This is a genomic window from Burkholderia sp. 9120 (assembly GCF_000745015.1).
In the GTDB taxonomy this organism is placed as follows: Bacteria; Pseudomonadota; Gammaproteobacteria; order Burkholderiales; family Burkholderiaceae; genus Paraburkholderia.
Genome location: NZ_JQNA01000002.1, coordinates 3889869 through 3904192 on the forward strand (window position 1 = coordinate 3889869; position 14324 = coordinate 3904192).

Annotated in this window: 12 protein-coding genes; 5 read left to right on the plus strand and 7 right to left on the minus strand. The window is 64.4% G+C overall.

Translation table 11 applies throughout. From position 1 onward, the window contains the following. The first annotated feature begins 16 nt into the window (after positions 1–16). From FA94_RS25650 to hutC (FA94_RS25660), 3 genes are all read left to right on the plus strand, one after another. Entirely contained in the window at positions 17–808 is a 792-nt protein-coding gene (locus FA94_RS25650) for an ABC transporter ATP-binding protein (RefSeq protein ID WP_035556477.1), read from the plus strand. A gap of 91 nt (positions 809–899) precedes the next feature. Then, positions 900–2567, plus strand: coding sequence for an HAL/PAL/TAL family ammonia-lyase (locus tag FA94_RS25655; protein ID WP_035563019.1), 1668 nt, complete (start codon positions 900–902; stop codon positions 2565–2567). Positions 2568–2665: 98 nt separating this feature from the next. After that, positions 2666–3349 (plus strand): histidine utilization transcriptional repressor HutC, encoded by a 684-nt coding sequence (gene hutC, locus FA94_RS25660; RefSeq protein ID WP_176060780.1) that lies wholly within the window; start codon positions 2666–2668, stop codon positions 3347–3349. 66 nt (positions 3350–3415) lie between these two features. On the opposite strand, the gene hutC (FA94_RS25665) is transcribed toward hutC (FA94_RS25660), so the two are convergent. Genes hutC (FA94_RS25665) through FA94_RS25685 form a run of 5 tightly spaced genes read right to left on the minus strand, consistent with a single transcriptional unit; the run spans position 3416 to position 7226 of the window. Beyond that, positions 3416–4159 (minus strand): histidine utilization transcriptional repressor HutC, encoded by a 744-nt coding sequence (gene hutC, locus FA94_RS25665; protein ID WP_156126705.1) that lies wholly within the window; start codon positions 4157–4159, stop codon positions 3416–3418. Further along, positions 4156–5025 carry an amino acid ABC transporter ATP-binding protein gene (locus tag FA94_RS25670; protein WP_035556482.1) on the minus strand — a complete coding sequence of 290 codons (870 nt, stop codon included), beginning with the start codon at positions 5023–5025 and terminating at the stop codon, positions 4156–4158. Before FA94_RS25670 ends, hutC (FA94_RS25665) begins: the two co-directional genes overlap by 4 nt. A gap of 19 nt (positions 5026–5044) precedes the next feature. Further along, a complete protein-coding gene (locus FA94_RS25675; RefSeq protein ID WP_035556484.1) occupies positions 5045–5707 on the minus strand; it encodes an amino acid ABC transporter permease in 663 nt (220 codons plus the stop codon). A 19-nt stretch (positions 5708–5726) separates the two neighbouring features. Beyond that, positions 5727–6377, minus strand: a complete 651-nt coding sequence (locus FA94_RS25680) for an amino acid ABC transporter permease (RefSeq protein WP_035556486.1) — start codon at positions 6375–6377, stop codon at positions 5727–5729. A gap of 21 nt (positions 6378–6398) precedes the next feature. Continuing rightward, entirely contained in the window at positions 6399–7226 is an 828-nt protein-coding gene (locus FA94_RS25685) for a transporter substrate-binding domain-containing protein (protein WP_035556488.1), read from the minus strand. A 279-nt stretch (positions 7227–7505) separates the two neighbouring features. Here FA94_RS25685 and FA94_RS25690 point away from each other — a divergent pair, with 279 nt between their 5' ends. After that, positions 7506–8483 carry an isopenicillin N synthase family dioxygenase gene (locus FA94_RS25690; protein ID WP_035556491.1) on the plus strand — a complete coding sequence of 326 codons (978 nt, stop codon included), beginning with the start codon at positions 7506–7508 and terminating at the stop codon, positions 8481–8483. Positions 8484–8504: 21 nt separating this feature from the next. Continuing rightward, positions 8505–9917 (plus strand): FAD-binding oxidoreductase, encoded by a 1413-nt coding sequence (locus tag FA94_RS25695; RefSeq protein WP_035556492.1) that lies wholly within the window; start codon positions 8505–8507, stop codon positions 9915–9917. A 73-nt stretch (positions 9918–9990) separates the two neighbouring features. Here the strand turns inward: FA94_RS25695 and FA94_RS25700 are convergent, their stop codons facing one another. Then, on the minus strand, positions 9991–10773 hold the full coding sequence (locus tag FA94_RS25700; protein WP_035563025.1) for a substrate-binding domain-containing protein: 783 nt from the start codon (positions 10771–10773) through the stop codon (positions 9991–9993). A 120-nt stretch (positions 10774–10893) separates the two neighbouring features. Further along, positions 10894–14310 (minus strand): alpha/beta fold hydrolase, encoded by a 3417-nt coding sequence (locus FA94_RS25705; RefSeq protein ID WP_035556494.1) that lies wholly within the window; start codon positions 14308–14310, stop codon positions 10894–10896. Positions 14311–14324 lie beyond the last annotated feature (14 nt).

Below are 14324 nucleotides of genomic sequence, written 5' to 3' on the forward strand. Positions count from 1 at the left end.
GAATCTGGAGAATTCCATGAACGCTACGGCTCCCGTCGCACTGTCGGTCAAGAACATTCACAAGTCGTTCGGCGAGCACCACGTGCTCAAAGGCATTTCGCTCGACGCGCATCAGGGCGACGTGATCTCGATTCTCGGCGCGAGCGGCTCGGGCAAGAGCACGTTTCTGCGCTGCCTGAACCTGCTCGAAACGCCCGACGACGGATCGGTCGCGCTGGGCGGCGAAGAGTTGAAAATGAAGCGCCGCGGCGACGGCAAGCTGCAACCGAGCGACCGCCGCCAGGTGGACCGCGTGCGGTCGCAACTCGGCATGGTGTTTCAGAACTTCAACCTGTGGTCGCATATGACCGTGCTGGAGAATCTGATCGAAGGGCCGATGCGCGTGCAAAAGCGCAGCCGCGCGGAATCGGTCGAAGAGGCCGAAGCGTTGCTCGCAAAAGTCGGCCTCGCGGAAAAACGCGGCCACTATCCGGCGCATCTGTCGGGCGGTCAGCAGCAGCGTGTGGCGATTGCGCGCGCGTTGGCCATGCATCCGAAAGTGATGCTGTTCGACGAACCGACTTCGGCGCTCGATCCGGAACTGGTGGGCGAAGTGTTGCGCGTGATGCGTTCGCTCGCGGAAGAAGGCCGCACCATGCTGGTCGTCACGCACGAAATGGGTTTCGCGCGCCACGTATCGAATCGCGTGATGTTCCTGCATCAAGGCCAGGTGGAAGCCGACGGCACGCCGGACGAAGTGTTCGTCGAGTGCAAGTCGGATCGCTTCCGGCAATTCGTGTCGAGCCATCAGGACCGCACTACCAATTGAGCCGCATTGCCGGGCGGCGTCGCCCGGTTGCGTGAGCATGCTGTATTCGCCCGGCCGCGTCGCCGGGCTCACCACTGAGCAGAGCACTACCATGGCCGTGATCCGTTCCGATCGTCCTCTCGACTGGGCTCAGGTGGCGGCTGTCGCCGCCGGCGAACCGCTCGAACTTGCCACCGGCGCCCGCGCGCGCATCGCCGCGGCGCGCGTGCTCGTCGAGCAGATCGTCGCGCGCGGCATTCGCGCGTATGGCGTGAACACGGGTGTGGGCGCGTTGTGCGACGTGATCGTCTCGCCGGCCGAACAGCGCAGCTTGTCGCGCAACATTCTGATGAGCCACGCGGTCGGCGTCGGCGCGCCGCTCGGTGTCGCCGAGACACGCGCGATCATGGCCGCGGCCGTCAACAACTTCGCGCATGGGCACTCCGGCATTCGCCTCGAAGTGGCGGATCAACTGGTGGCCCTGCTCAATGCCGATTGTTTGCCGGAAGTGCCGGCGTTCGGCTCGGTCGGTTATCTGAGTCATATGGCGCATATCGCGCTCGTTTGCATTGGTGAAGGACACGTGCGCTATCGCGGCGAACGGCTCACGGGACGCGACGCGTTGCAGCGGCTCGGGCTCGAACCGCTGGTGCTCGAAGCGAAAGAAGGCTTGAGTCTCGTCAACGGCACGCCGTGCGTCGCGGGTCTGGCCGCGTTGGCGCTGGCGCGCGCGGCGCGTCTGCTCGACTGGACCGATCTGGTCGCTGCGATGAGCTTCGAGAATCTGCGCGGCCAACTCGCCGCGTTCGATGAAGACTCGCTCGCCTTGCGCATTTCGCCGGGCTTGACCCAGGTGGGCGAACGCATGCGCACCGCGCTCGCCGACAGCGGCATTCTGGCGGCGGTGGTCGGCCAGCGCACCCAGGACCCGTTGAGCATGCGGACCATTCCGCACGTGCACGGCGCCGCGCGCGACGTGCTCGCCGCGACCGCCGACGTGGTCAATCGCGAACTCGCTTCGATTACCGATAACCCGATCGTCGCCGGGACACCGGACGCGCCGCGCGTCTATTCGCAGGCGCATGCGGTGGGCGCGTCGATCGCGCTGGCCATGGACAGCCTCGCCACCGCGATCGCGCAAGTCGCGGCCATGGCCGAGCGGCGCCTCGACCGCCTCGTCAATCCGCTGGTGAGCGGCTTGCCGGCGTTTCTCGCGCAGCCGGGCGGCTCGTGTTCCGGCTTCATGATCGCGCAGTACACGGCGGCTTCGCTGGTCGCGCAGAACCGGCGTCTGGCATTGCCGGCGAGTCTCGACGGCGGCATCACCTCGGGCTTGCAGGAAGATCACCTGTGCCACGCCACGCCGGCTGCGCTGAAGGCGCTGGAAATCGTCGACAACGCCGGGCGCATCGTCGCGATCGAATTGCTGGCGGCCGCGCAAGCGTACGACCTGCAAAGCATCGACGCGCCGCGCGCGCCGCACACCGAGGCGCTATGGCAACGCGTGCGGCGCGTCGTGCCGACCTATCGCGACGACCGGCCGCTCGCGCACGACATGAGCGTTGCGTTTCGCCTGATCGCCGATCAGACGCCGCCACCGCTGCCGAACCCGGGTAACATTGGGCCTCGGCCGGTCACGTCGGCGGAGGGCGCGAATCTGGTTGCGCCTGCAACCGTCACGAATCTGGCGGCGGCGGGCAAGGTGCGCGCCGCCGCGAACGTTGCGAACGTCCCGCTCATGTCGCTCGACAACGGGCACGGCGGGGCGCGTACGGCTTGATCAACCCGCGTACCACCCACGAGGTCGCAGTGAACACAACGATAAACGCGCAACCCGCAGAGACGCAGGAACGCTGTCAGGAGACGCCGGCGAAGGCCATGCCCGCGTATGAACAGATCAAGCGCTACGTGATCCGGCGCATTAGCGAAGGCGACTGGAAACCGGGCGGCCTGATTCCGTCCGAAACCGAACTCGTCAAGGAATTCGGCGTGGCGCGCATGACGGTCTCGCGCGCACTGCGCGAACTGACCACCGAACGCGTGCTGACGCGCGTGCAAGGGTCCGGCACTTTCGTCGCGCCGCAGCGCTACGAGTCGACCGTGCTGGAGATCCGCAATATCGCCGACGAAATCGCCGCACGCGGGCATCGTCATTCGGCGCGCGTGCTGACGCTCGAACCGAGCGACGACCCGGAGGCGCTCGAAGCGCTCGGCCTCGCCGGCGGCCCGGCATTTCATTCGTGCATCGTGCACAGCGAAGAGGGTGAGCCGATCCAGTACGAGGACCGCTACGTCAACCCGAAGGTGTTCCCCGAGTACCTGCAACAGGACTTCACCGTCGAGACGCCGAACCACTACATGGTGCGGCTCGCGCCGATCCAGCGCGCGGAATTCCGCATCTATGCGCAGAAGCCCGACGCGTACGTGCGCCGTCATCTGATGATGGATATCGGCGAGCCGTGTTTGCAGCTATGGCGACGGACGTGGGTGGGTGACCATGTCGCGACGTCGGTGCAGTTGTGGCACCCGGCGTCGCGTTTTCATCTGGCGGGGAACGTTTAGCGCGCTTGGGGCGCTTTGAGTGTTTTCAGCGCCTGGCGTCCTGCATCTGACGTCTTGCGTCTTGCATTAGCCCTGGCGCTGCGACAGATCCGGCGAAAACCGGCAACCCAGCCGGTAGCGCGAACCCGGATGCACGAAGCGCGCGAAGGTCACCGCCACGCCGCTCGTCCACGTTCGGCGCATTAGCGTAAGACAGGGTTCTTCGGCGCGCATTTCGAGCAGTTCGGCTTCGGCGCGCGTCGGCAGACCCGCGTCGACAACGTGCTCGACGTCGTGCGCCGGCACCACGGCATACAGATACTCGGACGGCCTGACCGTGGCGAAATCCTGCTGCAAGAATTCGGGCGCGGTCGCGGGATTCACGTAGCGGTCTTCCAGTTGCACCGGCAAGCCGTTCTCGCGGTGCACGCAGATCACATGAAACACCGACGCGCCAGGCGCGAGCCCCAGCGCGTTCGACACCATCACCGACGCCGTTTCGCGTTGCGACAGCACCGTGTCGTAGCGGTATTCGTGACCCCGTGAACGGATTTCGTCGCCGATATGGGCGATCATCAGCAGCGTGGATTGCGGCTTGGTTTGCGCGACGAATGTGCCGACGCCGGATACGCGCGTCACGAGCCCTTCGTCGGCGAGTTCGCGCAGCGCGCGATTCACCGTCATGCGCGACACGCTGAGCGTCGCGACCAGATCCAGTTCGGAGGGCAGCCGGTCGCCCGCCTGGCGCTCACCCGATTCGATGATGCGGCGAATGTGATGCTTGACCTGTTCGTAGCGCGCGGCCGGCGCCGTGGCAGCGCGCGTGTTCATGGCGTCGGCGCGTCGTCGGGACCGCGCGCCCAGAACGCGTTGCGGTCGAAGTAGTTTTGCAGGAACTGCCGCAAGCGCGGCTGGCCCGCGTCGTGAAAGACTTCGCGTGGCGCGCCCTGCACGGCGATGCGGCCTTGATCGATGAACATGACCTTGTCGGCGACCTGCGCGGCAAAGCCCATTTCGTGCGTGACCACGGCCATCGTCATGCCGTCGCGCGCGAGCTGCTTCATCACCTGCAGCACTTCGCCCACCAGCTCCGGATCGAGCGCCGAGGTCGGTTCGTCGAACAACATGATGTGCGGCTCCATGGCCAGCGCGCGCGCAATCGCCACGCGTTGCTGCTGACCGCCCGAGAGTTTCGCCGGGTAGGCGTCGCCCTTGTGCGCGAGGCCGACGGTGTCGAGCATCGCATTGGCGCGGCGGCGCGCTTCGTCGCGCGATAGATGCCGAACGCGCAGCAGCGCTTCCATCACGTTGCCGAGCGCTGTCATGTGCGGCCACAGATTGAACTGCTGAAACACCATGCCGACGTTGCGCCGCACGCGATTGATCTCGCCTTGCGAGGCTCGCACGCGTTTGCCGTTGCGCTCGCTATAGCCGAGCAATTCGCCTTCTATCCGCACGTCGCCCTGATCGTAAGTCTCGAGTGCGGCGAGGCAGCGCAGCAGCGTGCTTTTTCCCGAACCCGACGGCCCGATGATGCACACCACTTCGGAGCGCGCGATATCGAGATCGACGCCGCGCAGTACCTGGACTTCACCGAAGCGTTTGCGCAGGTCGCGCACTTCGATCAGCGGCGCGGCTGCGCTTGTTGCCGTGGTGGCGGAGGACGTGGAGGAGGGCATGTCGGCGATAGCGTTCATCAGGGAGTCCGGAGTGCGTTCATGCCATGAAACGTGCGACGCGGGTCTCGGCCCACATGCCCGCGCGCGAGGTCAGCTCGACCAGCGCGAGATAACACACGCACAGCGCCAGCAAGGTTTCGACGAAAGCGAAAGTAGCCGAGCCGATGCCGGTCAGCACGAAGGTGAGTTCGGGCACGGTGACGATGGACAGCACCGCCGTCTCCTTGCTCAGCACGATGATCAGGTTGGTCAGCGCGGGCACGATCAGCACCAGCATTTGCGGCGCCTGAATGCGCAGCACCGCTTGCCAGCGCGTGAGCCCGAGACACGACGCCGCTTCGAGATGACCCGGCGGCACCGACTGAAATCCGGAGCGGAACGCCTCGGCGAAATACGCGCTGCCGTAGAGACCGAGACCCAGTACGCCGGCGGTCATCGGTTCGAGCGTGAGGCCGAACGACGGGCCGCCGTAGTAGAGCAGAAACAGTTGCACGAGAAACGGCGTGCCGCGAAACAGTTCGATATAGAAGCGCAATAGGCCGCGCACCCAGCGTCCGCAAAAGAGTTGCAGCACGGCGATCAGAAAGCCGATCAGCAGGCCAAGCACGACGCCCGCGATCCACGTGCCGAGCGTCGTCGCGAAGCCCGCGGCGATCGGCTGAAGGTTGTGCGTGATGACGGTCGGATCGAACTGTTGCATGACGTGGGTCCGGAGTCGGTCAGGCGTGTTGCAGCCGGTATTCGGCGGCATGCGCGACGAGCGCGAGCGTGCCGCAGATCGCGAAGTAGATCAGCCCGGCGGCCAGATACGCTTCGAGCGGCCGGTACGTGCTGGCGGCAATGTTCTGCGCGGTGCGCGTCAACTCGGCCACACCCACCACCGAGATCAGCGAAGAAGCCTTGATCAGCAGCACCATTTCGTTGACGAGCGAAGGCAGCGTCAAACGAATGGCTTGCGGCACGAGAATGCGCCGCAGCATGTCGAACGGCGAAAGGCCGAGCATGCGCGCGGCTTCGAGATGACCGGGCGGAATACTGAGGAAACCGCCGCGCAGGATTTCGGCGATATACGACGCGGAGCACAGCGACACGGCGCTGATCGCGGCGACGATCGGCGACACGTTGATGCCCGCGAACGGCAGCAGGTAGTACACCAGCAGCAGTTGCACCAGCATCGGCACGCCGCGAAAGAAGAACACGTAGGCGCCGCCGAACAGGCGGGCGGCGCGCTTCGGCGAGAGTCGCGCGGCGCATACGCCGATCGCGACGAAGAAGCCGATCAGGAGCCCCGTCAGCGAAATGCCGATGGTGGCGAGCGCCGCGTGCAACAGCAGCGGCAAGCCCTGAACGAAGACGGTCGTGCTGAACATAAGCGTCGCACTCTCACGCGATCAATAGTTCGGCATCGGCATCGTGGTCGGCGCATCCATCGCCACGCCGAACCATTTCTTCTGCAACGCCGCGAGGCGGCCGTCGTTGTGCATTTTCACGAGCGCGGCGTTGAACGCGTCGGCGAGCGGCTTGCTGTCCGCGTCTTTACGCAGGCAGTAGGCAAAGTACACCTTTGCACCGAACGGCGGCTGCACCACGGCGAACGTCTCCGGGCGCTGCTTGGCCACATACGCAATGTTGGTCATGGAGTTCGCGACCGCTGCGATCCGGCCGGCGGCGAGGTCGGCGTAAGCCTGATTGTTGTCGACGTATTCGCGGATTTCAGGCGGTTTCGGCAGCGTCGCGACGTAGGTCTTCAGCTGGTCGAGCTGCGCCGAGCCCTTGCCCGCGCCGACCGTCTTGCCGGCGATATCCGACGATTGTTTGAGCGCGGTGTCGTTCGCGCGTTTGAGCAGCGCGTCGGTGGCGTCGGCGATGGGCAGCGTGTACGTATAGCGTTCCATGCGCGCCTTGGTGACCGTCAGCGGGCCGCCCACCATGTCGAATTTTCCCGCTTCCAGACCCGGCAGCACGCTCGGCCACGGCAGGTCGATAAAGCGCACCTTCACGCCCATTTCCTTGCCGACCTCGGCGAACAGATCTTTATTGAAGCCGGATTGCTGACCGTTTTCGAGGAAGTCGAACGGCGCGAACTGCATCTCGGTGCCGACCACCAGTTCGCCGGCTTTCTTCACTTTGGCGAGTTGATCTTCCGCGTGCGCGGTGACGCTTGCCGCGCACAACGCCAACATCAACAGACGACACTTCCAGCCTGCAAGGATACTCATGGGATTCTCCGGTGGGCAAAGCGGTGTCGCGCGAAATCGGTGAGCGATGAGCGGTCAGCGTTCAAGCCCGGCGCGAGTCATGCGAGGCAGTATATACCGCGTTTTTCCCGCGAAAAAAATAAACCGGCGACTAGAGAAAAGCCCTAACCCAGCGCATTGCAACGCAACTTGCGGGGGTGCTTTTGGCGGTATATACAACTGCACATGCACGAAGCGCGCGGCGCTTTTTCGTCGGTATTTTCGTCAGTAGATTGCAACGGCCTTTCAGGGAGCCACGCGATGCCTGTGACCCGCATTCCGATCATCGATCTTGCCGGCGTTCGCGCGGGCGACCCGCAGGCCTTGCAGCGCGTGGCGGGTGAAATTCACGAGGCGTGTACGACGATCGGCTTCTTTTACATCATCAATCATGGCGTGCCGCAAACGTCGATCGATGCCGCGGAACAGGCGGCGCGCGAATTCTTCGCGTTCCCCGTGGAGACCAAACGGCGCGCGGCGGTCAATCATCGGCATCGCGGGTTCAATGCGTTGGGCGATGCGACCATGTACCAGGCCAAACGTCCCGACTACAAGGAGTTTTTCAGCATCGGTCTCGAACTGCCGGAGGACGATCCCGACGTGCTCGCCGGTCAGGCGCTGCGTGGCCCGAATAACTGGCCGGACTTCATGCCTGAACTGCGTCCCGCGTTGTACGGCTACTACGAGTCGGTTGCGGCCTGCGGCGCCGATCTGCTGCGCGCGGTCGCGGTGAGCCTCGGCGTCGACGAGCATTTCTTCGCGCCGCGTTATACCAAGCGGATGCAGCGCACGCAGATGGTCTACTATCCGCCGCAACCGCCCCAGTCGGACGCGGATCAGTTCGGCGTCGCGCCGCATACCGACTACGGCTGTATCACGTTGCTGTGGCAGGATCAGGTGGGCGGCCTGCAGGTGCGCGAAATCGCCAACGATACGTGGGTCGACGCGCCGCCGGTGGAGGGGAGCTTCGTGGTGAATGTGGGCGATCTGCTGGCGCGCTGGACCAACGACCGCTTTCGCTCCACCTTGCACCGCGTGATCAATGCGTCGGGTCGCGAGCGCTATTCGATCGCAACGTTCTATGATCCGACTTACGGCGCGAGCGTCGATCCGCGCGAACTCGGCGCTAACGAAGCCGAGATCGGCTATCAGCCGGTCGCCGCGGGCGACTATATTCTCGGGCGCATTAACGATTCGATGGGCTATCGAAAGAAACGCGCGGAAGAAGCGCAAAGCTGAAGGCGCGCAAGGAACTCCTGCATGACAGATAACGGAAAGACAAACGACTCGGCGCCGCTGGCGTCGACACTCGACGCACTGCGCGCCGCGTTAGGCGACGACGCGGTCCGCGTGGGCGAGCAGATCGGCGAACGCGCATTGACCGACTGGACGCGTCACGACCCAACGCGCCCGGCAGCGTTGCTGCTGCCGCGTACTACCGAAGACGTATCGCACGCGCTGGCCATTTGCCACGCGGCGCATCAGCCGGTGGTGCCGCAGGGTGGCATGACGGGCCTCGCGGGCGGGGCGATTGCGCGGGCCACGGATATCGCGTTGTCGCTGGAACGATTGAACGGTGTCGAGGAAATCGACGCCGCGTCGGCCACGCTGACCGTGCGCGCCGGCACCACCTTGCAAACGGCTCAGGAAGCCGCGGCGGAAGCCGGCTTCGAACTCGCGCTCGATCTCGGCGCGCGCGGCTCGTGCCAGATCGGCGGCAATCTCGCGACGAATGCGGGCGGCAATCGCGTGATCCAGTCCGGCACCGCGCGCGATCAGGTGCTGGGGCTCGAGGTTGTGCTTGCCAATGGCGATGTGCTGACGTCGCTCGGCAAGATGGTGAAGAACAACACCGGCTATGACCTGAAGCACTGGTTTATCGGCTCGGAAGGCACGCTCGGTGTGATCACGCGCGCGGTGTTGCGGCTGCATCCGCCGCGCGCCGCGCGTCATACGGCGCTGGTCGCGCTCGACGATTACGACGCCGCAGTGAGCCTGCTGCGCCGTCTATCGACGCGTTTCGGCAACGACATCGGCGCGTTCGAAATCATGTGGCCGGATTTCTACGACTTTGGCGTGAAGCTGACGGGTACACGTTCGCCGTTCGCCGAGTCTCATCCGCTGTACGCGTTGATCGAGCATGCGAGTTTCGATGCCGGCGACGACGGCGAGCGTTTCGCCGCCGTGCTGACCGAAGCGCTCGATGAAGGCGCAATTCGCGATGCGGTGATCGCGCAATCGGTGGCCGACGTGCGCGCGTTATGGGCGATCCGCGAATGCACGGCGGAGTTTCCGGTGCGGCTCGACGCGATCAATTTCGATGTGAGTCTGCCGATCGGCGGCATCGGCGCGTTCGTCGACCGGTGCCGCGCCGCGCTCGATCAGCGCTGGCCCGGCAATGAATCGTATTTCTTCGGGCATATCGGCGATTCGAATCTGCATGTGACCGTCGACGGTCATTCGATTCCCGGCGTCACGCATCATGCGGTGTACGCGTTCGTCTACGAGATGCTCGGGCCGTTGCACGGCTCGGTGTCGGCGGAACACGGAATCGGTTTGCTCAAGCGCGAGTTCTTGCCGATCTCGCGCTCGCCGGCGGAGCTGGCGGCCATGGCCGCGATCAAACATGCGCTGGACCCGCACGGGATTCTGAATCCGGGCAAGCTGTTTTGATGGGATAAGTTGCGGGTTGAGTGGGTGAGGGCGCAATGAGCGCCCCCGGCCCACCGTGGCGTCAGGAATGACCTCAGTGCGCGGGCACCGAATCCATGCCGGTCGACCTGACCGCCGCCTGCGCATCCGGCGACGCCAGATACTCGAGCAGCGCTTTCGCTTCCTGCGGATGCGGCGCGCCGACAGGAATACCCGCGGCATAGCGCGTGACGGATTGCACCGATTCCGGAATCTTGCCGACGAACGTGGCGCCCGCCACCGGCAGCAACTCGCTGACCTGCTGAAAGCCGACTTCATAGTCGCCATTGGCGACGACCGACGCGACCGGGATCTTCGGAATCATCTTCGCTTTGGCCTTCACCTGGTCCTCGATGCCCAGCCGCTTGAAGAGTTCGCGCTCGATATAGACGCCGCTCGCGCTATCCGAATAGGCAATCGACTTTGCGTGCAGCAGGGTGTTTTTCAGCCCCTCGACCGAACCGATATCCGGCTTGGGCGCACCGTCGCGCACGGCCATGCCGATCCGCGAATCCGCCAGTTCGACACGCGAGCCGGGTATCACCTTGCCTTGCTTGATCAGATCGTCGAGCGCGTAGCCGACCATGATGACCACGTCGGCGGGTTCGCCGCGTGCGAGGCGGTTGGGAATGGCTTCCGGCGATTGACCCATCGACGGTCCGAGGATCGTGTCGAGCGTATTGCCGGTCGATGCGGTGAACTTTGGACCGAGCAGCTTGTAGGCGGCGGTGAAGCCGCCGGAACTCATGACCTTGAGTTCGGCCGCCTGGACGTTGGCGGCGGCCACGGTGCTGCCCAGCAGCCCGGCGGTGAACATGGCGAGAAAGAAGGATCTCATCGGCATCGGCATTGAAATGACAGTGTGCAGTGTTGGGAGGATGACGGGGTGAAGCGTGTCATCGCCCCGTCATCCGTACCATACCTGAACGAGCCCCTGTCGTGCCGCGCTCGCTCGCCGTCAATGCGCGTCGAGATACTTCGCGATCACCGGGTACACATCCACCACGGCATCCTTGCCGAAAATGCAGTCGATATGTCCATAGTCGGGAATCAGATGCCGTTCGTAAGGCTGCTCGGGAAAGGCGCGCGTCAGCATGTCGAACGTGAGCTGCGTACTTTCGGGCAGATAGGTTTCGTTTCGCTCGCCGTGAATGAAACCGAGCGGCAGACGCATTCCCTCCAGTCCCTTCGAGCCGTCCGTTCCGCCCAGATAAACATCGCGGCCTTCGGCATCGACAACCTGGCCGGCCCGCACCATCGCGGCGAGATGTTTGAATACCTCCATGTCGTGAATGCCGAACAGTTCCTGCAGGTTCTGATGCAGCGTCTCGTTCAGTTTCGCGTGTTCGTAGAGCAGGCCGTAGAGAAACGTCGCGCGATGGCAGATCGGGTTGCCGCAGCCTTCGTCGTGATCGAGCGGGTAGAACTTGAGCGCTTCGTCGAACAGGTTCTTCGGCCATGAACGGTGCTGCGTGTACGCGGTCAGATCGCGCACGCCGAGATGCTGCATGATGCCGGGAATATGCAGGCCGGCCTTGATCTTCTGCAACGTGCCCGGCACCGGATGCGTCGACACCTGGGAAATCACCGCCGAGCGCACGCCTTCGAGGCCATATAGCAGCGACATGCTCAACGCCAGGCCGCCCATGCAGTGGCCGAGCACCTGAATCTTGGGCACGCCGCTCACTTCGCGTATTTTGGCGATGGCGGCCGGAATGTCTTCGCGCGCGACCTTGTCGACATTGGTCGGCACCAGCACGCTGGGTAACTCGATACTGACGCGCAGATCGACGAGCCACACGTCATAGCCGCAAGCGCACAGATATTCGACGAGGTTGGTCGCGATCAGGTCGGTGGAAAAGATCCGGCTGGAAACGCCCGAGCCGTGAATCAGCAGCAACGGGCGCGAGGTTTTATTCGCCGGATCGAAGTAACGGGTCAGCCGCAAGGTCGTGCCGTCGGGCGTATCGAAGTACATGATCTGCGGCGCGGGCGCGCGCAATGCCCGCTTCAGACGCGGCGCGGCCTTGGTGTCGAAGAATTCCAGTGGCGCGGCCACGCCGCCGTATTCGGTGAACAGCACGCCCGCAAAAAACTTGCCGAACTTCAGCGTCCATTCGAGGCGCGTTTCCAGGTCGGGCGTGTTGGTGACTTCAAGTGTGCGTTGCTGCTTGAGGAAGTTCTCAGGCGTGATGATCAGCGTTGCTTTGCCGAGCACGGGTCCGGTGGTTTGCGCGCCCGCGCGAATCTCGGCGTACAGCGTGTTGGTCTGCGCCCAGAGATTGATCGGCGAGGTGCGCGTGATGATTTTTTGCCCCGTCAGGCAGTACGTATTGCCTTCGGTGGAGGCAAGCGTCATCCGGTAGTTCATGTTGCGTTCGTCCACATCGGACTCGCTGACCACGAACAGATTGAACGTGCCGTCGACGATCGTCAGCGGTTGCGCGGAAAGCGCGGGACAGGTCAGCGTGCCGGCGGTGTGAGCCAGGTGTTGCGGGTTGCTGAGCATGTCGGCGAGATCGTCGGATTCGACAGTCAGCGTGAATTCGATCGGACTCGTAGCGGCTTGTCCCGCGATCGCGACTGCCGGCGTGTACGTGCCGATCATCGTCTCCGTGAAGCGCAAGCCGATCTTTGGCGCGGGCGGCGTGGCGGCCGTGCCCTTGGCCGTATAGTCGATCTGCCGGTCGCGCGACGCGGCGAGCAGCGCACAGTTACGCTCGGCCAGCGCGGAAATGGTCAGCAGCGGATTGACGCCGAGCGAGATCGGCATGACGGCGCCGTCCATCACATAGAGGCCTTCGTGCACCGCCGTGCCCGCCGCGCCATTGAAAACGCGGCCCAGGTGATCGACCACGCCGTGCTCCGCATCTTCGCCCATGCCGCAGCCGCCAAGCGGATGCACGGTGACGGTGCGATTGCCGGCAATGTCGGTGGAAATCGGATTGCGCAGATATTTGCCGCCGAGCGGCACCGTTGCCTGTTCGAGGGTTTGCTCGACCGTTGCAAAGATCGGCTGCTTGCCGGCGTTTTTCCATACGATGCGCGGCTGGCCCTTGTCGTCGACGTGAATCTGACCGCTTTCGTCGTCGTGCGCCATCACGAGATAGCTTTGCGTGTGGTTCAGCGCGCCACGATACGGACCGCGCAGAAAGCTTTCGAGCACGCGGGCGTCGTACGCGAGTTGTCGCTCGGCGCTCGGCGCGCCGCCAACATCCACGCCTTCGAGCGGCGCGGCGGCGCCGAGCAGGCCGACGAGCGCCGCGCCGACCGGGCCGGCGAGCGAGCCTTCTTCGATCACGAAACCGTCTCTCACATTCGCGGTATCGCGATGATCGATCAGGCCGGTAATGGTCGGCCCGACCGGCGGAATTTGCCCCGGCGTGTGCGTGCCCCAGCCAACGCCGTTGATGATGTCGTCGGTGTTGTACGCGAAGGAGAGCACGTCGCCGTTGCCGGTGAAATGTTCGCCGAGCAGGGCCGACACGCTCAGGCCCGCTTCACGCGAGCGCAACAGCAGCGCGGTCGAACCGATCGTGCCGGCCGACACGATGACGAGATCGGCGCTGACGAACAGATCGGGCGCGCCGTAACTTTCGCGGCCGAGACTCACCAGCTGATAGCGCACCGTCCATTGCTGCGTGGCCGCGTCGCGCAACACCGAATGCACGGCGGCGCCCGTGAAAATCTGCGCGCCGTGCGCAACGGCATCGGGCAGATAGTTCATATGCGTCGAATTTTTCGCGTCGTAATTGCAGCCCGAATTGCAATCGCCGCAGCCCACGCAGGCCTTCTGTTCAACGCCCGCGGCGTTCACGCGATTCTCGAACGTGACGGTGATCGGCGGGCGGCTGAAGCGGTCCGCCATGCCGAGCGCCCGGGCCGATTTTTCGAGCGCCTGCAGTTTCGGCAACGCCGGATAACTGCCGGGCACCGGCGACGGTTGCAGCATCGCGCGCGCGAGCGCATAGCCGTGCTCGCGGCCCGCCGCATCGTCGCGCAGCGCCTTCGGCCAGCGCGGATCGTCCCACAGGCGCGGATCGGCTTCGAGCGCGACATTCGCGTTGATCAGCGAGGTGCCGCCCAGACCGCAGCCGACCACCGCGTTGACATCGTCGTTCACGTGCACTTCAAGCAGCGCGAGCGGCGAGCCGACGTGCGCGAGGGCCGTGTTGTACTGCACCTCTTCGGCGCCCTGAAACGGTGTGCGAGGGTACTCGCCCGCCATGAATTCGCGCCCGCGTTCCAGCACGCAGACGCTGAGTCCGGCGCGCGCCATGCGGCTCGCGGCGATCGCGCCGCCGTAGCCCGAACCCACTACCACTACGTCGTAATGCGCTTTCATCGCCGTTACGGCGCTCGATAAGCGATTCATCAAGACCACCTCGT

Coding starts and splice junctions, on each gene's coding strand:
- FA94_RS25650 (WP_035556477.1), top strand. CDS start 17: ATGAACGCTACGGCTCCCGTCGCACTGTCGGTCAAGAACATTCACAAG.
- FA94_RS25655 (WP_035563019.1), top strand. CDS start 900: ATGGCCGTGATCCGTTCCGATCGTCCTCTCGACTGGGCTCAGGTGGCG.
- hutC (WP_176060780.1), top strand. CDS start 2,666: ATGCCCGCGTATGAACAGATCAAGCGCTACGTGATCCGGCGCATTAGC.
- hutC (WP_156126705.1), bottom strand. CDS start 4,159: ATGAACACGCGCGCTGCCACGGCGCCGGCCGCGCGCTACGAACAGGTC.
- FA94_RS25670 (WP_035556482.1), bottom strand. CDS start 5,025: ATGAACGCTATCGCCGACATGCCCTCCTCCACGTCCTCCGCCACCACG.
- FA94_RS25675 (WP_035556484.1), bottom strand. CDS start 5,707: ATGCAACAGTTCGATCCGACCGTCATCACGCACAACCTTCAGCCGATC.
- FA94_RS25680 (WP_035556486.1), bottom strand. CDS start 6,377: ATGTTCAGCACGACCGTCTTCGTTCAGGGCTTGCCGCTGCTGTTGCAC.
- FA94_RS25685 (WP_035556488.1), bottom strand. CDS start 7,226: ATGAGTATCCTTGCAGGCTGGAAGTGTCGTCTGTTGATGTTGGCGTTG.
- FA94_RS25690 (WP_035556491.1), top strand. CDS start 7,506: ATGCCTGTGACCCGCATTCCGATCATCGATCTTGCCGGCGTTCGCGCG.
- FA94_RS25695 (WP_035556492.1), top strand. CDS start 8,505: ATGACAGATAACGGAAAGACAAACGACTCGGCGCCGCTGGCGTCGACA.
- FA94_RS25700 (WP_035563025.1), bottom strand. CDS start 10,773: ATGAGATCCTTCTTTCTCGCCATGTTCACCGCCGGGCTGCTGGGCAGC.
- FA94_RS25705 (WP_035556494.1), bottom strand. CDS start 14,310: ATGAATCGCTTATCGAGCGCCGTAACGGCGATGAAAGCGCATTACGAC.